General features: G+C 44.8%; 17 protein-coding genes. 8 read left to right on the top strand and 9 right to left on the bottom strand.

All coding sequences use genetic code 11. From position 1 onward, the window contains the following. Nucleotides 1-315: 315 nt before the first annotated feature. Both FPV09_RS07530 and FPV09_RS07525 read right to left on the bottom strand, forming a co-directional pair. On the bottom strand, nt 316-2310 hold the full coding sequence (locus FPV09_RS07530) for a UvrD-helicase domain-containing protein (protein WP_148882932.1): 1995 nt from the start codon (nt 2308-2310) through the stop codon (nt 316-318). After that, nucleotides 2307-5261: a hypothetical protein gene (locus FPV09_RS07525; protein ID WP_148882931.1), complete on the bottom strand. Its 2955-nt coding sequence runs from the start codon at nt 5259-5261 to the stop codon at nt 2307-2309. Before FPV09_RS07525 ends, FPV09_RS07530 begins: the two co-directional genes overlap by 4 nt. 237 nt (nt 5262-5498) lie before the next feature. Between FPV09_RS07525 and FPV09_RS07520 the strand changes: the two genes are divergently transcribed. The 3 genes from FPV09_RS07520 (at nt 5499) to FPV09_RS07510 (ending at nt 7505) form a co-directional block, all read left to right on the top strand. Next, nucleotides 5499-5924 (top strand): hypothetical protein, encoded by a 426-nt coding sequence (locus tag FPV09_RS07520; RefSeq protein ID WP_148882930.1) that lies wholly within the window; start codon nt 5499-5501, stop codon nt 5922-5924. Nucleotides 5925-6122: 198 nt separating this feature from the next. Next, a complete protein-coding gene (locus tag FPV09_RS07515) occupies nt 6123-7085 on the top strand; it encodes a hypothetical protein (RefSeq protein ID WP_148882929.1) in 963 nt (320 codons plus the stop codon). A 105-nt stretch (nt 7086-7190) separates the two neighbouring features. Further along, entirely contained in the window at nt 7191-7505 is a 315-nt protein-coding gene (locus FPV09_RS07510) for a hypothetical protein (protein ID WP_148882928.1), read from the top strand. Between the two features lie 68 nt (nt 7506-7573). Here FPV09_RS07510 and FPV09_RS12230 read toward each other — a convergent pair whose 3' ends face one another. Then, nucleotides 7574-7705: a hypothetical protein gene (locus FPV09_RS12230; RefSeq protein ID WP_281288755.1), complete on the bottom strand. Its 132-nt coding sequence runs from the start codon at nt 7703-7705 to the stop codon at nt 7574-7576. Nucleotides 7706-7891: 186 nt separating this feature from the next. Here FPV09_RS12230 and FPV09_RS07505 point away from each other — a divergent pair, with 186 nt between their 5' ends. The 5 genes from FPV09_RS07505 (at nt 7892) to FPV09_RS07485 (ending at nt 10689) form a co-directional block, all read left to right on the top strand. Beyond that, nucleotides 7892-8353: an ATP-binding protein gene (locus FPV09_RS07505; RefSeq protein WP_168194750.1), complete on the top strand. Its 462-nt coding sequence runs from the start codon at nt 7892-7894 to the stop codon at nt 8351-8353. A 64-nt stretch (nt 8354-8417) separates the two neighbouring features. Next, complete coding sequence (locus FPV09_RS07500) at nt 8418-8639, top strand: DUF433 domain-containing protein (protein ID WP_148882926.1); 222 nt, start codon at nt 8418-8420, stop codon at nt 8637-8639. Next, nucleotides 8623-8955: a DUF5615 family PIN-like protein gene (locus FPV09_RS07495; RefSeq protein ID WP_148882925.1), complete on the top strand. Its 333-nt coding sequence runs from the start codon at nt 8623-8625 to the stop codon at nt 8953-8955. The genes FPV09_RS07500 and FPV09_RS07495 overlap by 17 nt, the downstream gene beginning before the upstream one ends. A gap of 21 nt (nt 8956-8976) precedes the next feature. Next, on the top strand, nt 8977-9129 hold the full coding sequence (locus tag FPV09_RS07490; protein ID WP_210411116.1) for a hypothetical protein: 153 nt from the start codon (nt 8977-8979) through the stop codon (nt 9127-9129). A 30-nt stretch (nt 9130-9159) separates the two neighbouring features. Further along, nucleotides 9160-10689 carry a flippase gene (locus tag FPV09_RS07485; protein WP_148882924.1) on the top strand — a complete coding sequence of 510 codons (1530 nt, stop codon included), beginning with the start codon at nt 9160-9162 and terminating at the stop codon, nt 10687-10689. Here the strand turns inward: FPV09_RS07485 and FPV09_RS07480 are convergent. The 6 genes from FPV09_RS07480 to FPV09_RS07455 are packed head-to-tail and all read right to left on the bottom strand — an operon-like array spanning nt 10686 to nt 18647. Then, nucleotides 10686-12134 (bottom strand): alkaline phosphatase family protein, encoded by a 1449-nt coding sequence (locus FPV09_RS07480; protein ID WP_246112340.1) that lies wholly within the window; start codon nt 12132-12134, stop codon nt 10686-10688. The genes FPV09_RS07485 and FPV09_RS07480 overlap by 4 nt on opposite strands. A 23-nt stretch (nt 12135-12157) precedes the next feature. Then, nucleotides 12158-13870: a hypothetical protein gene (locus tag FPV09_RS07475; RefSeq protein WP_148882923.1), complete on the bottom strand. Its 1713-nt coding sequence runs from the start codon at nt 13868-13870 to the stop codon at nt 12158-12160. Continuing rightward, on the bottom strand, nt 13858-15060 hold the full coding sequence (locus FPV09_RS07470; protein ID WP_148882922.1) for a glycosyltransferase: 1203 nt from the start codon (nt 15058-15060) through the stop codon (nt 13858-13860). The genes FPV09_RS07475 and FPV09_RS07470 overlap by 13 nt, the downstream gene beginning before the upstream one ends. A 32-nt stretch (nt 15061-15092) precedes the next feature. Then, a complete protein-coding gene (locus FPV09_RS07465; RefSeq protein WP_148882921.1) occupies nt 15093-15959 on the bottom strand; it encodes a glycosyltransferase in 867 nt (288 codons plus the stop codon). A gap of 24 nt (nt 15960-15983) precedes the next feature. Beyond that, entirely contained in the window at nt 15984-17426 is a 1443-nt protein-coding gene (locus FPV09_RS07460) for a B12-binding domain-containing radical SAM protein (protein ID WP_148882920.1), read from the bottom strand. Between the two features lie 12 nt (nt 17427-17438). After that, nucleotides 17439-18647: a glycosyltransferase family 4 protein gene (locus FPV09_RS07455; protein ID WP_148882919.1), complete on the bottom strand. Its 1209-nt coding sequence runs from the start codon at nt 18645-18647 to the stop codon at nt 17439-17441. Nucleotides 18648-18664: the final 17 nt, after the last annotated feature.

Raw genomic sequence — 18664 nt, 5'->3', positions numbered from 1 at the left:
ACCGCCGTCTTTTTTGCTGTTTTTATTTCTTGAAATTGGGGCCCCAATGAACCCCTCGTGTTGGCGTCGTGGTGAGAGAGCCATCAACGGCCTGATTTTTTCACAGGGGGTGTTGGTGTAATACCGCAGTAACTCCTTTTCCTTCGTCTCAGGACTGATTGAGAAAAGAGCCATGGTACGGATTATTACATCAAACGCTGGTAATAAAGTGTACCCCTGCTGCTTATCTTCTGCCTTTTTTGGATTCTGATCTCCTCCCCCGCCCTGGAGGGTGAGGCTTGTGAAAAAGAGAAAAGTCAAAAAGAAGGATAAAAATCAGGCGGCGGCCTCCGCCGCGATGAGGGAGTACGTCACCGGGTGGAGAGTCCTGATTGCCGAGGTGTTGGTGTAGACGAATATGAGCTCGTGCTTTACCCTGGTGAGGCCGACGAAGAGGACTCTGGCTTCCTCAAGAAACTGCTCCACATCGCTCTGTATCAGCTCAAGCCTCGACGATGAGTACAGGTCGATGAGTATCACCACGTCCCCCTCGTGCCCCTTCGCGGCGTGGATGGTGTCGACGTAAAGGAGCCCCGTATCCTGGAACTCCTTACCGCTGAGGAATACCTTCTGAATGAATTCGACGACCCTCTTGCCCTCGTATCTCTTTATCTCCTCGAAGTCAATCAACTCCTCTGGGGCGGCTTTGAGCTTCTTGAGGAGGTGTTTAAGGTATTTCACCGTCAGCACTGGCGGGAGCGGGGTCAGTGAGGCGTTGTTCTTGGCGACGTCCTTGAAGTCGTGGGGCAGGGGAAGGGATTCAAACTTCCCGTCCAGGTGGATTATCTCCCCAGTTATCTTCTCCGGATCGAGGTGGCCGGTTAGCACCTTTCTTGCGATCCCCAGGAGCTTTTCTCTCGCCCGTTTCTGGTCACCCTTTGCAAGCTTCACCGCCTTTCTGAATATCGTGTATCTTAAGAACGCCTCCGCCTCGTTATGGGTGAGTGGTTTATTTGCCCTGATTGTCTCCACTGCCTCAAGCACGTGTTTTGCCCTCTGGAAGAGGCTCCCTCGTTTCTTGAGGGAGTTAACGGCCAGCCCCTCCCCATAGAGGGCCATCTCGACCTCATAGGCTATCTCGTTCGTGCGTACGAGTATGAGCACCTTCTTTCCTTCGTTTATCCTGGCGCGTATTAGGGGGATGAGGCTCTTGGTTATTGCCCCGGAGTCGCTTGAATACGCCGGGAAGATCCTTATCGTCGCGCGCTCCTCCCTGGCGTTGAACTTGTACCTTATCCCGTACGCCTCCAGGAGCCTGAGCTGGGGCTCAACCAAACGGAGGGCGATTGTCTTGACGTTCTCCGCCAGGCGGTAGGAGTTGTCGAGGACGTGCTTCTTGGAGTCTTTTATGAAGTGCAGGAACTCGAAGAAGTTTGCACCTTGGAAGCTGTATATGCTCTGCAGTGGGTCGCCGGCGACGATGACGAGCTCGATGTTGCCCGACTCGATGATGTGTCTTATGAGCTTCCACTGTAGGGGGCTGAAATCCTGAGCCTCGTCGAGGATCAGGACCTTTGTCGCTTCGAGCTTCGTGCCGGCGAGGGTGTACCCCCCGATGTAGGCGCGAAGTAGGACCTCGCTGAAGTCGGCTGTGCCGTTGAGGGCCTTCCATTCTAGGTACTCGTCGATGATTTTGATTACATCTTCTCCTTCCGGCGTCTCTCTGTTGGTGCGGGCAAGCAGGGTTAGGGCCTCTTTCATAATGACCTTGCGGAGTTCGCTTGTGAACCCCTGCCTGCTGTCCCTTATCTTTATGAGGTCCGCCTCTGAGAGGGTGTTTACAATAAAGGTGTATAGCGTCTCAGCGGAGTTTCCAACGGTTTGCTCTTCCCCGAGGGGGTCGTATGGGATGCCCCTCTCCCTAGCGAAGATGGCGAAGGGGCGTCCATTGTATTTATGTATGAACTTTATTGTCGCCTCCCTGTCGTTGTGGTACCCCGTGCCCCTGCCTCCTTCCGAGAGGATGAGGGTCATGGCGACGCTGTGAAGCGTCCGCACCTGGTTGCTGATTCCGGTTCTTTTCCTGTTCTTTGGACTCTTCCCTGTTATACGCTGGATGAGTTCACCCTCGGCTGATGTGGAGAAGGTTATGAAGAGCACCTCGTCAGTGCTGTAAGCCCCGGCGAGGTTCTCAAGCGGACCGAGGATTTTCTCTGCCCTTTCTGTGTCTTCCTCGTGTACGTTTGTGCCGGTGAGGACTCTGAAAATTGAGATAAGGTGTGTTGTTTTCCCTGTTCCGGGAGGGCCGATTATCGTGACCTTTCTGATCACTGGGCGCCACCCCCTTCGGTAGCCGCCTCCGCTGTCCCGGGGAACATGCCATCTGGGGCCGTCTCCCGGTTGCTGACGATGCGGAGCCCCACTCCGTTTTTATCCTGAATTTCCTCGACGGTGTAGCCTTTCTCTGTCAGTTCCTGCTTGATTCTGTCCAGGATCTCACGGGAGATTTCCGGGTCCTGGGCCATTGTCTGAATCTGCTCGATGTCAACGCCTCCGTACTCCTCCGCCAGTCTCAGGAAATAGTTGACCAGTTCCTGCTTTTTCTGAAGTTTCAACGCCTCTGCTTCCTCAATGGCCTCAAGAATGACGGCCATGAAGCTCTCGGGGCTTGGGAGGAAAGCCTCGGCAACCTCCTTGATTCTGTCGAGTCTGAGTATGTACGCCTTGTCCCTGCCCTGAAAGCCCTCCGTCCTGTCCCTGACGTACCTTTCCTCAGCTAGAAAGACTTTATTCAGGACGTCCGTGACGTTCTCGAACCGCACGCCCGCGACAAGCTCTTTCATCTCCTTGAAGAGCTTAAGGAGAACCCGGGTGGGCATTATGATTTTCCATTCTTCATACCCCTCTTTACCTGGAATGACTGTCACCATATGCGTATCGACAGTGGAAATATCTCCCCCAACCACTATGGGGGCTCTAGCGAGCATGTCGAGGAACAGAACGGCGGCCTTCTCAAGCTCGCTGGTGACCTCGATGTTCGCCCTTTCGGCCAGCTCCCTAATGACCTCGCCCAGGGTCCTGTAGACGAGGGAGTAGTAACCCTGGAGAACGTCGTCGAGAAAACCTGCGTATCTGCCCTCAAACTCCCTCCGGTCTTCATTGTCAGTCATTCTGGTGAGCCTTTGGATTGCTGTGTCTGGAGAGAGGAAGAGGGGGCTCCCCAGTACTGTCAGGACGTCATTAAGCCCCATGAAGGGCCTTAGATTGGGCGATTTTTCCTTTCCGTTCTTTATTAATACTGGGATATTGGTGTCGGCGATATCCAGAACGTAAATCTTGAAGTCCCCGAGCCTTATGAGCTCCCTGCGTCCGTTTTTGAACTTTATTGCGAGCGCCAGGCTGGACGGCTTCCTCCCCCGCTCCTCTCGCAGTTTTACTATGCTTAAAACGAGGCTTTTTTCATAGTATGGGCTGAGGAGCTCTCTGTAATAATATTCCAATTCTTCCCAGACTTGAACGACCTCGTCTTTTCTGTCCACTTCTTCTGGGGAGTACACCTCCGCGAGTTTGTGGAGAACCTTATCATGTATGTCTCTTGGCTCAAAGTTATGCAATATTTTCGGCTTTATCCGAGCTTTGTCCCTGTCGGGCGACTTGGCAGTTTTCTTTCTCTTGGATCTCCCTCCCTCTGAGCCCTCAATGGCACTCCTGATGAGCATTCCCAGGGATGCCAGGGTCTTGAGGATATGCCTGCGGAGCCCCTGCTCCCCAGTTACAGCCCTTATGCCAAGTCCCTGTCTTAGATCTTCGGGCATCTGTGCAAGCCTCTCCCTGATGGCTCTCCATTCACTTCTGAGCCGGGGGTTCTCCCTCTCCTCCGGGTTCTCGAAGATGACGCTCCTCCAACCGGCGGGCGGCTTTGTGAACTCCTCGCCGAGCTTCCAGCTGATGAAGTTTACAACGGCCTCAACCGTGGCAGCGGCCCTGTCTTTGACTTCCTTTTCCTCGTCCCAGCCGAAGGCAATGGCCTCTCTGAGGGCGAGGGCAAAGATTTTCACGACGGTCTTTGGTCCCAGCCCCCGCAGTAAGAAAAAGCTCGGGAACTGCAAGAAGAAGTTGTGGCGCATGCCCTCCGGCGGATATATCCTGAGTAGGGTCTTTGCCAGGGTTCTGACTGTGTTCTCGTCCTCGATTTCCACAAGTCCAAGCCCCTGTGCCCTGGAGATCGCGGAGGAGAAGTCATATTTTTCGAACATCTGTTGCCATACCGCATCCAGTATGGGGGTATCTGTGTTGGAGGGTTGAGCCTCCCGGATTCCTTTGGGCTTCTTCATGCCCTTTGCCTTTTGGTATTCTCTGAGGAGCCATTCCACATCTAGTGGGTCGTTCTCAAGTCCGTTATGGCCGAAGAGTTCGTTTTCCTCGATATCATAAAAGAGCACCCTTGTTTCCACCAGGCGAGATGGGTCGAAGGTTATTTCCCCGTCCTCAACGCTGTAGGCCAGCTTTGAGTTGGGAATCCCAGGGACGCGGGTGATTCTCGCAACATCGGCCACAGCATTGTCGATTATCTCCGCGATGACTTTAGTCTCCTCAACTTTCTGCCCTTCGGCTTCAACTGTGACGACCTCTTCGAGGACATCGATGAGTACGCTCTTCACGGCCTCGAAGACCTCTCTGTACTTATTCTCAAAATCCCTCTGTTGCTCCAGCGGGTTTGGGAGTTCCTCATTGCGGACTATTAATGGATTAAGCCTGAAGAACATGTGTATGCCGAAACCGCTGTCGGTTATTATTGCTGGCGCCATCCCCCGCTCCACAAGCAGGTGGTATACGTTAACGGCCAGCAGTTCGAGGAACCGCTTTGCGGTCTCCTTGTTCCGAACCGCCCACTCCTTGCTTGGCTTTACTCGCACTTCTTCAACAACGAGCCAGACGTCCGAACTCTCGGAGCCCTTCTTGAAGACGTCGAAGTCAATGAAGAGCGTCGAGCCGTACCTGACGTCGGTGGCCTTGCTCCCCACGGAGTCCTTCTTGACTTCCTCGCGGGGGTTGACGCTAAAGTAAACCCCGTGCGCCGCCCAAGTTCCTCTCTCGATTCGCCTTTTTGCGTTCTCAAGGAAGCGCACCATGGCATCGACATCGTGGGGATACCTGAAGTGCTTGATTCTGTTTGCTGTGCTGATGCCCCTTGCCTTGCCTCCGCGGAGGGAGAGCACGCGAATCTCTATAACGTCGCCGGGTATGAACATCCTCTCCAGGAGCCTGACGAAGTCATCCACCTTACCACCCCCGTACTGTGATGCAAAAGGGGCGGTACGGTACGAGATATTAAATATAACTCGCCGAGAATTTGCAACTAACAGTCAAATTCTGTCCCAATAAGTCCAGCATTTTTCTGTAAAAGTGTCAATGTATTCTGGGGCTTAACAACATGCCAATATATTACATCTTTCTTTTTCAGTCGCGAGAGCCGTTACCTTTAACTGACCTCTCTTCTTCTGGCGCCCGGTGGTCACATGAGGGCGGAACAAGTGGTGCTCCATCTTCGGGATGGTGAGGTCTTTATCGAGGTGCTTGGACCGGGCAGGGCTTGGCAGAGCGTCAGCGAAATTGAAGTGCCGGCAAGTGCCCTCGTGGCACTGATAGCCGAAGTGCTGGACACGAGGTTCAAGCGCGGCGAAGCGATATTCGGCTATAGGAAGATGAGGGGTACCCTTAGACTCACGCTAAACAGGCTTAAAGTTGAGATAAGCCCGAAGAAGGCCTTCCGGCTGAAACTCCAGAACGGCAGGTACCCTGAAAGGTTCATGGCCGTCATCGTTCTTGGAACCGGCAGTATGTACGACTACCTGCCCAAACTCCTCAAAGGACAAATGTGCTCCACATTTGAACTGATGGTTGAGGAGGAATCCCGACGGGTTTATCGTCTTCGGGATGTTTGAAGCTTATCCTTCTTTTGGTATTTTTTGATATTTGACAAGTGATATTCCTGAAAATTTTAGAACTAAATCCATGAGAAAGCATTGTTTATGCTCAAATTTTTGTCCTGAAACATGACATTCAACTAGGGAAGAAGCGGGGAGTTATATTTAATTCCCCATAACTAACTCTTCTTTTCGACAACACTATGGGGGTGGTAGATGATGAAGGTTGTATACCTGGATACGTATAGGAATGAGGTAAGGCACTCTCCCTACGTCGAGGACTACATGGCAAAGATGGCCATAAAGGTGAATGAACTCTACAAATACAATGAAGATGGTGGGCCGTGTAATGAGCTATACTACAGCGTCTTCAGGCCTTTCGTGGAATCATTATCGGTTCTAGCTGAGTTCCAGGAAAATGATGTCAGTATGGCTTTAAAAAGGATGTTGCCGAAGATATTCAAGAACCTTAACTTCCTTCCGGGTACCACTTGTGTGCCAGTGGATTTCTGGGAAATATCCTGGATTTGCTTCTTTGACGAAAATGAGCCCTCCAGTATGGCTGCATATAATACAGTATACCGCCTTATAACCCTCGTTAAGACATTTAACAAGACTGGCTGGATCGAGCGCAGTGATTTCCATAAATGGCTGGACTTCTTGATCAGGCTCCATAAACTGAGCTTTCCTACTTTAGGCCCCCAGTTCTATCAGGGGGAGCCTGTATCTGCTTCACTGGCCGCACAAGTATGTGAGTCGGGGTCGCCTTTTGGAGTGCACAGGTACATTAGACTACTGGCCCAATGCGATTCAGACTCTGAGGGAGATATGTGTGTGCAAATTATGTCAGAGAAAATGGAAGAACAGACAGCCAAGCGGTATTCCCGTGTTGAAAAGCTCACCTCCGACGAGTGGAGGTTGTTTGAGGCTTTCCTCGATGCCTTGGGACTGAGGAGTATCAGAAATGACAAGAAAGGCTGCAAACTCTATTTGCTCCCATCGGGGAAGGTTGGTGAGCTCGTTGATAGGGCTTTGAACTCCCTTTTGAACATTCTGTCAGTGAGCAGGGTTCATGACCGAGCCATTGACTTTGACAGCGTGTTTTATTATGGCCTGAAGGAGTTCCTGGAGGCCTACACTTCACTTTGGTCCATTGCCTTGGTAGGGAACACGTTCTGACGTTCTTATTTTTCTTTTTCAAAACACCGCCAGAAGATACGTTTGTCGATAAACCGAAACCTTTAACCAAAGTAAACACTGGTCATGTTCGGGTGGCTCTTTTTGATGTACCTCCCAGTCGAGGTTCTTGAGGAAGTTCTGAGGAGGGCAGAGTTTGCGCTGTTGCTTGAAAGCTCCGCCGAGGTCAGGGATGTCTTTCTGATACTCAGGGGCAACAGGATTGCAGGGTTTCTGCTCTTCACACTCAAAAAGCCGTCTCAAGAGGATTTGGAACTTATCTCCGAGCTGTCGGAGAATCTGGGAGTTCAGGGGTATGCAATTTTTCGGAAGGGCAAAGGCTTCATCGCAGTTGACGGCAACGGCGAAGAAATACCGCTGGAGCAGGGGGAGCTCGCGGCTTTTGTGAACATTGTCTTTTGATTTTTATTTCCTCACCTGTGCCCTCTGCAGGGGAAAACCTCTCTTGGGGCTCTAAAAGAAAAGGGGTATTAGATGGCTTCTTCCTCCATACTCTCAATGGGGAGCAGGTTCCAGAGGAAAAGCTCCGCTCCGATGAGCCTTATATAACTGCCGTCCACGAGCTGTACCCTGTCCCATGAGCGGTGTCTTTTGAGGTACATCAGGTTGTAGACCAGCTCGGAGAACTCCTGACCTCCTCCCCGTCCTGAAGGGCGAGGCTTTCGAAAGAAAAATGCAAGCCGGGCCCTGAGGAGGATGCAGGGAGGACCGGGATAGTTTTTGCCTGGACTGTAATTAATTTTTGTTGAGTCCTGAAAAATCTCTGAACATCAATGTTTAAATACGTGATGACCCCCAATGTAACATGGGGTGACCCCACAATGTTGTTCAGTCGCATAAAGAAGTCGAGGAATGAGATGTTTGACCGTGAGTATGAGTTTGACAAAATCGTCTCGGCCATAAAGGATGGGGTGCCGCTTATAGTGGTCACGGGCATCCGTCGCGTAGGTAAAACAACGCTTGTAAAAGTCCTGCTTAATGAGATAGACACGCCCGGAGTGTATATAGATGCGAGAAAGCTCTGGAGCATCCATGCAAACATCTCTCCCAATGTTATAAAAAAGGAGATAGTAAAATCCCTCGATGCAAGGAAAAGCTACGCACCCGTCATGAGACTCCTGCAGTCTTTGAAAAGCGTGACGATTGCGGGCTCTGGTGTGGAGTTTAGGGACAAAAACACGGACCTTATAGATGTTCTTGATGATATCGAGGACAGCGGGGAGAGGACGCTGACTTTCTCCCTGCCCTGAAGGGTGGGGTGGTGAGGCAATGTTTTAAATAGCCTTACACGTAGGGTGTAGGTGGGTGAGGTTATTGAAGAGGGTAGAGAGCAGGATTGGAGTTTTGGGGGGTAAGCCCGTAATCAAGGGGACGAGAATACCCGTGTATTTGATTCTGGAGCTCCTTGGTGCGGGACTTAGCATTGAGGACATCCTTAAGGAGTACCCAGAATTGACTAAGGAAGACATCCTTGATGCCATCAAATTTGCATCAAAGCTTGCAAGGGTGGAAATCATTGATGCGGTATCTCCTTGATGAGAACATTCCTTTCTCGTTATATAAAGAGCTGCAGAAAAAATATGACGTTAGAAGGGTTCAAGAGATACGGAGAGGTTTACCAGACGGAGAAGTTCTCCGGATAGCAAGAAAGGAAGAACGCATTCTTGTTACTTTAGATAAAGACTTTGCCCGGCTTCAACTGGCCTCAAGAAAAGTAACCGTTGTACTAATTGATATCCACCCGCCCACACCATGGAAAGTTACGGAATTGTTCGTGAACAACATTAAAATAGTTGAGGAGAATCTCGGGAAGCTCATACTAATGAGAGAGGACAAAGTTATTGTTCTTTGATGCAGATCAGAGTGGTACTCCATGGGGAGAATAGGAGATAAGAAATATTGGGGGCTGTTCGGGGTTTCAAAACCAACCTCTTCCGGGGAATTAGACGATCTTGTTAAGAAAGGAATCCTGACGAGAATCGGGGCCACGGGAAGGGGTACTTATTATGTGTTAAAGGGCTCATAAAGGTATCATAAATTGAAAAAGGTGAACCCCATGAGCGAGGCAAGCCAGGCCCTGCAGAAGATTGCGAGGGGGACGGGAATAGTTTTTGCTGGAACGGTTATCTCGATGTTCTTCGGCTTTTTGAGCAGGGCGGTGATAGCGAGGTATTTTTCCACTGCAGAGTACGGGGTGTTTAATTTAGTTCTGACTGTTTTGAACATCGCCCTCGTTATAGCCACGCTCGGATTCCAGAACGCCCTCCCGCGGGAGGTCGCTTTTTACCGGGAGAGGGAGCCTTCGAGGGTCTGGGATCTGGTTTCAACGGCTCTGGTGATTGTCGCGGTGAACAGCGTAATCTGGACGGCCGTCCTCTTCGCCTTCTCAGGGAGCATCTCCCGGCTCTTCGGCGATGAGAGGTTAGTTAGGGCGCTGAGGATAGTGGTCTTTGCCCTGCCTTTTTGGGCGTTAACCGGAGTTATTATTTCAGTATCAAGGGGCTTTGGAAGGGTCAGGGAGCAGGTGTATTTCCAGAACATAGTTTATCCAACGCTGTTCATGGCCTTTGTTGTGATAGGGGCGTTCCTGGGGCTCCCGTTTGCGTTTGTTTTTGGTGCCTACGTTGTTGCCCAGGCTCTTACACTTCTGGCGCTCACTTTTGATGTGTGGAAGAAGGGGATTTTTAAACCCGGGATTTCCCTGAATTCAAAGCTCGGAAAAGAGCTGGTCAGGTTTTCAATCCCTCTAATGCTGACGGGTATTGCTGGCTTCGTGATGACGTGGACTGACACGTTGATGCTCGGTTATTACCTGGGTTCTGAGGTTGTTGGCCTGTACAACGCCGCTGCTCCGATTGCCAGGCTTTTACCGATATTTTTGAACTCTGCGGGACTGATTTTTCCACCTTTGGCGACTGTCCTTTATGCCCATGGAAAGGTTGAGGAGCTTAAGAGGGTGTATCAGATTCTGACCAAATGGATATTCCTGGCCACTTTTCCGCTGTTTGCTTTGATATTTCTATTTCCGGAGGTCACTATAAGCTTCTTCTTTGGAGCAAAGTACCTTTCAGCGGCACCGGTGCTTCAGATTCTGGCTTTGGGCTTCATGTTCCACACGTTTTTGGGGCTGAACGGCTGGAGTTTAATTGTGATCAGGGATAGCAATTTCATAATGTATTCCACCCTAATCTCAGCGGGGATAAACGTGGTTCTGAACGTCCTTCTGATACCCCACTATGGCATCGAAGGCGCGGCTGTCGCCACCACCGTCTCATATTTTGTAACCAACGTTTTGAATTCCCTCAGGCTTTATCGGAAAATCAGGATCCACCCATTTGGCCGGAGCTATGTTAAGTCGCTGATTATTGGTTTTGTTCTGCTGGGGCTGGTTCTGGGACTGCACTTGAGGGTTTCAAGTATCTGGTATGCGGTTCCCATTTTGGTGGTGTTCGTTGGGGCGTACCTGCTCCTAGTTCTCCTGAGCAGGAGCATTGACGAGGAGGACGTTGAGCTGCTTTTGGTAATAGAGAAAAAGTTGGGAGTTGATTTAAAGGTTGTAAAGAAAATTGTGGAGAGGTTTGTTTAGATTATGCCTTTTAGCTTTAGGTTTTTGATTGCTTTTTTAAGCTTTTCATCTTGCCTCTTCTTCTCGTAGTAGCTTGGATCCACGTATTTTGGTTTTCTTCTGGTAAATTCTGAGTCTTTTTCGAATATCTCTGTTAGAACTCTACCGTCCATGTCGTCTGGGATGGGTAGACCAAAGATGTGGAGGATTGTTGGAGCAATGTCAAAGACGGTAACTACTTTTTTGAATTCGGGTGTCTCGGCGATGTCCTTTCCAGATATATAAAGAATGCCCTCTGGATGGTGATCCCCTTTATATACATTGTCAATAGGTTCTCTAGCAAATAATTGGGAAAATGTAACTCCCTTATTGGGAATTAGGATTATGTCAGGCATATCTTTTGAATATGGGCCGTGAAATACTTCATAGGAATGCAAGACCTTTTTTATCTCAGGCATGTTTGAGAATATCATCTGAACAATTTCAGCGTCTTTTTTTGTTTTGCAGTACACACCCCAAACAGTTGGCTCTATCATAAATGCCTTGTTCTCTGTGAGGTTGGTCTCATATGCCATTCCACTACTCTGAAGGTTCAGAGAAGTAACGATCTTATTTACTAAAGGTTTTGGAAGTTTTCTAGCTAGATTCACTAGCGTGGATTTTAGGCGAGAATATTTAATTAAACCCCGCCTCTTTAAGATCTCGTTTACATGGACTACTTTTTTCTTGATTTCAAATCCGTGATCACTTACAATGAATACTACATCGGCTATTTCTTTAGCCTGCTCTATGAACTTATTAATAAGCTGGAATGTAGGCGTTACTATGTTTTTTTCTTTTTTCTCGAGTATCTGGGGGTATAGATGCGAAAACCAATCGGTCTCACTAAATACGATTGAATATAGATCCCACTCTTCCTTCTCAAGGAGATCATAGTAAATTTGAAGACGTGTCCGTGTGTATTCGTACACTATCTTTGCGTAATCTTTTTTATTACCTTCCCACTTGGACCATTGATGTGGCGGCTCTACCAAGTAATCTTCGTATTTCCTATGTAGCTCTCTTGGATATATTGTCTGTGTTGGTGCGGCCCAATCTGACACTATGATTGAGTTATTTTTGTTTTGAATTCCACTAAATGGGTACGTCATTGGGAAGTTGATGAGAATTGTTTTGTAACTCGCTCTGTCCAAGAGTTCTGTTAGCCTTGGAAATTTGACATCTCTAGAAGTTGTTAAATTTATCGTGTTTTCATCCCTATTGAATTTTTGCCATCCAATTATACCATGCTTTCCTGGATTTACCCCTGTAAGTATGGATGTCCAAGATGGGGGTGTGTATGGAGGGATTGTTGACATTAGTGTAGTTTCAATTTCGAAGTTTTTTAATCCAATTAATCTTGCTGTGTTTGCATTTGCTCCGTCGAGTCCAATTATCGCGACTTTTATGTTGTTATCCATTTTCATCACCGATTTGAATATTTAGGAATTCAATATTTAAGATATATTGAAATGTCTGATGACGAATATATGACCTCCACCTCTCTGCTGGTTTTTAATTTTGTTAGTTCAAACGGGTGTAACCTCCACAGTTCTTTTTTTTCAGGCATAGTTGCATTATAGTAATCAAAGATAGCTCTGCCAACTATTATGTAAACTGGCTTAGAAGATATAAAATTAAAGTGTTCTGGTATTAATGAACGACCTGCCCCAAAATATAAGAGATTTTTGGCTTCAAGTGCTTTGTCACTACCGTACATTGCTTCGTAAAATCTGTACTGAGTTATCTGACCGTCTTCGTATCCCTTCCAGTTTTCGTTTCTATTGTCAAACCACCAACCCATGCCGTAGTACTCAGAACTTGATACTTGGGAATTTAGTTGGCCGCTAAGAGGACTTTTATGTACTGTAAAGATGGCAAAATATGAAATTAGCAGGATAATAAAAATGGCCAAAGCCTTATTCTTCTTTGGCAAATATCTAAAATATATCATGGCTCCTGCAGGTAATGAGAATGCAAGTATAAACCGTAAAGAGCGCTCAAAATTGACTGTGTGTAAGAATATGTTCATACCACTCCAGAATATAAAGATTAATGATAAAACAAAAAATGGTAAATATCTAAAAAATAATGATTTTCTGTTTTTATATATTATCATAAACAAAAAGAGCCCTATTAAATATGCAAAAACTCCAAAGTATTTGTAGAGAGCAAATTGTAGTAGTTTGGTAATCGGGAGCTCATATCTGCTTGCAATGCTAACGTACATCTTCACGAATGGGTTTTCACTAGGTTCTATTAATGAACTTAGAAATAATACTAGACCTCTCTGTGTTTCCTTAAAAGACAGATACCACGCTGTCCATGCACTCACAAATATGCCAAGCACGTAGAAGATGCTTCTTTCTTTCGAAAAGAGGAAATTCCTTTGAGATATTTTTGAAAAAATTGTATATGCAACTAAAGCAACGATAAAGTATATTGACTGAAGAGGATGAAAATAGACGAGTGCAAAAATGATGATCGATATTAACACGCTCTTTTTTAGCTTTTGAATGTCTGAAGCCCATACTGCTAACCCTAAGAATATTAGGTAATACGCGAACATGTTTCCAACCATGGTGGTGTGCCAGTATCCAAGAGGAAACAACGCCCAGGCGATTAGAGAAGCCCTCGCAAAAATGTCGCCAAGTGTGTTTTTAACGAAAATATAAAACCAAAAAAGAGATATTGCCCAGAAATAAGATGGAAGTAATACTGTCAACACATTAGGAAAAATGTTGCTAACCTTAAAAATATCGGAAATCAGAATGTGCATTAATGGATAAAAATTGTTATCCCCAATGTGGCCAGTTAGCAATATATCTCTAACTTTTCCGAGATGCTCCAGTTCATCGGTTCTCCCATAAATGAAGTAGCCTCTAAACAAAGGTATGAGAAGTACAGTAACATTTGTTATAGTTAAAATTGTCATAAGCCAATATTGTACATTTCTATTCTCTGTTTCAGATATAGTTATAGTACAATAATAGAAACTAGATACTCCAACAATAACAACCAAATTTAGCCAAACCCAAAAAGGATAAACTGAATATACCGATACGTCATAATGTGTTGCCTGTTCTGTCGATAATATAGAATATTGAGTGATAACAAGAAAAAGTGCAAGTAAAACCAAAATCACTCTTTTTAGACTTGCCATTTTCGATCGCCCTCCAGCACTGGAAGATATACTTCTTCGAGTATTTTTTTTGCAATATTATCCCACGTAAACTGCTCCGAGTACTTTCTTATCTTCTCTCTGTCCCACTCTTTGTCGATGGCTATTAAAATTTTTTCTGCTAAGCACTCTGGATCAGCTGGGGGGCAGAGAAGGCCGTAGTCCTCGGAGACAATTATTTCAGGAACCCCCCCAATTGCTGTCCCCACAAAGGGTAAGCCGACACCTAAGGCCTCAAACATAACTGTTGGATTGCCTTCGTTCAGACTTGGGAGGACAAAAACATCCGTAGCATTCATCCATAGGGCAAGTTTTTCATCAGGTACAAAGCCCAAAAGTTTAACATGGTTTTGGAGGCTAAGACTGTTTATCTGATTCTGCAACTTGCCTTTCCACGGCCCATCTCCCCCAATGAAGCATAAGACGTCATTCCTAGTTTTAAGAATCTTTGACATTGCTTCAATTAGATAGTGAAAGCCTTTTCTTTCTACTAAGTTTCCAAGGCTAAAGATTATTTTTTTATTTAGAGGGAGACCCAAGCGTAGACGGGAAACTTCCTGTGTAAGTGGGGGAAGCTTGCTAGGGTTGAAACCATTAGGGATTGGGTAAACATTGGAGTTAAATTCTTTTAGTAAAGGAACATCTTTTTTATTTACTCTAATTAAAGCATCTGCATTTCTCCAAGTCCAATAAATTTTTTCATTTTTTGAGTTGTATTCTTTTAGGAACCAATCTCTATCTTCGTGAATTGTGAGAACTACTGGTACTCCAAATTCCTTACCAAGCTTGGCTGCCACATACCCCTGAGGCCACGTCGTATGTCCGTGGATTAGGTCGAACTCTATTTTGTTCTTTCTTATATATTCACTAAACTTCCTAACTAGCTTTTCCCCTAGGTTTATGTTTTTCCCATCAGGAACAAAATAAAACATTGAGATTACGTGAACTTTCACATTATTGGGTAATCCTTTTAAGTTAACTAAATTTCTTTTTGAAAATTTTTCCACCCATCTGAAACGTGAAAATGGTAAATACAAAGCTAATTCAGATAGATAATTATGATGGACAAACACATTGATATTTCGAACATAAATGGAGGTGGCTTCTGTCAATTCTTTTATAAAAACGTTATAGTAAGGTGCAATTACGAGGAGAGTTATATCCTCTTTCATTTCGCTTTCCTCCGTTTTTGCTATTATTGCCTTTAGTAGCTATCTAGTTTCTTTTTCTCTTTTTTAGTTTTTGAACTTGCCTCTACTAAGATACCTATAAAGAGGCCAGCTGTTGCGGCGGTATATCTGGTGATTTCATGGAGTATAAATCCGAGTGTTAAGACAGGGTGTCTCAGAAAATTTTTCCAGCATCTCAATAGTGATTTCTTTATTGGAGACATTCTAGATAATCCTTGCACTTTATTTTTTCTTAGAAAATGCTTTAGAGTTTTACCATAGTAATAATTTTTCCTAATGATATCCCCAATGGATTTGGGCTCGCCAATATGTAATTCTTCTGTTTTAGCTAACCCAATTTTAAAGTTTGCTCTTAGTAATCTCTCATGAAAATCATAATCTTCACCAGCAACTAAGCTCTCATCAAAACCTCCGAGCATCTCAAAGACGTCTTTTCTAAGGAATCTAGCACCTCTGTAAAAGATGTCATTTCTGTAACACTCTTTTTCTAACCTCCTAACTTTTGCCCAAAAGCTGATAGTAGGATCTGGTAACACAAGTGTTGAAACAGCATCATAACCATGTATTTCACATAGTCTAACAGCTTCCTCTACCATTTTTGGAGGTAAAATGAAATCTGAGTCAACTCTGTAGATATATTTGCCTCTCGCAACCTTCACACCATAATTTATTTGCTCTGATCTTTCATTTGCTGGGATAACATGTACTTCACACCCATACTTTTTAGCAATTTCTATAGTTTCATCCTTTGAACCCTTATCAACTACAATTACTTCTATGTTGGAGTATGTCTGTTCTTTAATACTTCTTAAACACTTTTCTAGCGTTTTCCCCGAATTGAAAGTAGGTATAATTATTGAAACTAATGGTAAGTTTTCCAAATATTATCACCTCCTTCTATATGTTTAATGTGCATGTTCCATCCTGTAAAGGAGATAGTTCTTCAGGGCCTTTGCGTAATACCTCACACCCAGTATAAAGTCCTCTGGATGGGTAAGTACCCATTTGACATTCTGAAATATCCATCTTGGATTGAAGTACAATGCCCTATATGCTCTCTTACGAGCTCTTTCTAACTCTTCAGGAGAAAGCTCTTCTGTTCTGATAACGGCTTTATGTTGGTAGAAACTTTCCCATGAGGGGTTTCCTATAAATAGGTTCTTTTGTTTGACATATTCGTAGAATTCTGTTCCGGGATATGGTACTGCAACGTTAAATTGAGCCCCGTGAGGAAGAGTTTCTTTTACAAACCTAATGGTCTCTTCGATAGTATCTTTCGTCTCTCCGGGCAATCCAAATATGAAGCTAGTGAATACTTTTATCCCTGCTTCTTTAGTCCACTTGATGGCGTTCTTTGCCTGCTCAACGGTGATTCCCTTCTTAGCATTATCTAGAATCGTCTGAGAGCCGGATTCGACTCCGTAGGCTATCCCTCTGCAGCCACCCTCGTACATTATTTTAAGTAATTCTGGATCAACTAAATTCACCCTTGTGTTGCAGTACCACTTTAACTCAGGAAGTTCCTTTTTTATATACTCGGATATCTTTATGACCCTCCTTCTGTCAATGGTGAATGTCTCATCGAAGAAAGACACTAGGCGTACATTATACTTGGTGTATAGTAGTTCTAGTTCCTCGATGACTCTCTCTGGAGACTTTATCTTAAATGGCGTTCTAGCTACAGTACAATAAACGCAGCTATATGGACATCCTTTACTTGTGTAAATAATCATATAATTGCCAGAAATTGGTGTGTTGGGTCTATAAATCTTAAAGTCTGACAATAAATCATAAGCTGGTAGCGGCAGAGAATCATAGTTTTTGATAGGTTTGGCAGGATTTGTAACTTTTATTTGGTCATGTTCTCTAAAACTGATGCCATCTACTGTACCTAGCGGACTCTTCTCTTCTAGTGCATTGATTAAGTTTGGTATTACAGTTTCCCACTCCTTTGGAACATAGATGTCTAAGTACCTAGCTCTCTTTAGAACTTCCCATGGGAACTTCCATAGTGTTAAACAAAGTCCTATCGTCGTTGCCCCGGGGTTTATTTTTTTGGAAATCTCCGCAGTTTTCATGTCCCAATCGAATGTTGTGGGCGTGAATCTAAAGATAACTGCATCGAAATTTTGAGACCTCATTTTGTTTTCCAGTTCGCGGTAAGTCATGTTTAGTCCATTTGCATCAATTAACGTGACTGAATGTCCTTGCTCTCGAAGGATTGAAGCTATCCAAATAAGTGAGTACGGTGGGACAATTGCGTACCTTTCAGTTATTTCGCACCGGTCCTCCCTAATAACGGGTATTTTTTCCATATATCTTGGCGGATTTATGAGTAAGACTTTCATTTTTGTCCCTCCTTATCTCATTTCCAATATACTCTCATAATATTCTTTTGTCTTTTTTGCTGTCTGTTTCCAACTGAACTTTTTAATTACTGTCTTTCGGGCATTTTTGCTTAGTTTTCTTCTTAGAGGATCGTTTTCTATTAGCTCTACAATAGCTTTGATTAGTTCATCTTTGTTTTTTGGTGGGATCAGAATTCCGTCCTTACCAGATGTGATCATTTCGGGAATCCCCCCAACCTTTGTAGCAAGTACTGTGGTTTCAGAAGCCATAGCTTCAAGTATACTGATTGGGAAGTTTTCGTAAAGGGACGGTAACACGAAGATATCAGATAATGCATACAGAAATGGAGTATCCTCATGATTAATGTATCCAAGAAAAGTGTAGTTCTGTTGTGGTATCTTATACTTACCAAAATCTGGTTTTTTTCCGGGACCTGCAAAAACAAAATGAACATCCTCCCTTTTGAGGATCGATGAAATCGCCTTTAACAAAATACTTATGCCTTTTTTCTCGATGAATCGGGATAGGTATAATACTTTTGGGATTTCTATATCTGTGAGCATTGGAAAATATTTTTTTGCTTCTTTTTCCCTTTTGGGACTAAATTTAGTGGGATCTACTCCGTTGTATATGACAGTGATATTTGCTGGTCTCAACTTTTTTTCTTCTACTAAACGGATTTTACTGAACTCTGAAACTGTTATGTAATATTGATTCTTGATATAATGCATACGCTCTAATGGTTCTAAAAAAGGACTTAATAACAATGTCATCTTTTCTGAAAATTCTAATTGAGAAAATTTTGAGTCCGTCTCTTTTATAGTTCTTATTTGGTCTCCAATTGTTGAATGGATTGTATTTACAATTGGAACATCCAGTTTTGATGGGTTTACAAATAATGTGGCTGTTCCGTTGCCGTGAACTATGTCTATATCATATCTCTCTATGAATTTCCAAAGATACACGGAGCAGTTTATCTGAAATTTAAAGTTATAGATAAAAGTATCTCTAGCGGTTCCAATATAATGAATAAAGACATTTGGTGGGAGGTTTGGGGCAGTAGGACTCTCGTTAATTTTGGATTTTCCGAAGTTCTCTCTTTTTGGAGTTACTATATGAAGCTCCACATCTTTTGGCATGGCTCTACTAAGTTCTAGGGCATAAGTTCCTAACCCACCCCAGACAGGGTAGAACTCTGGAGTTAACATTAACACTCTCATATTCGGCACCCGATTTG

The sequence above is a fragment of the Thermococcus aciditolerans genome (genome assembly GCF_008152015.1).
In the GTDB taxonomy this organism is placed as follows: Archaea; Methanobacteriota_B; Thermococci; order Thermococcales; family Thermococcaceae; genus Thermococcus; species Thermococcus celericrescens.
Note: the sequence above shows the minus strand (reverse complement) of the source record. Positions and strands in the feature narration are given on the sequence as shown.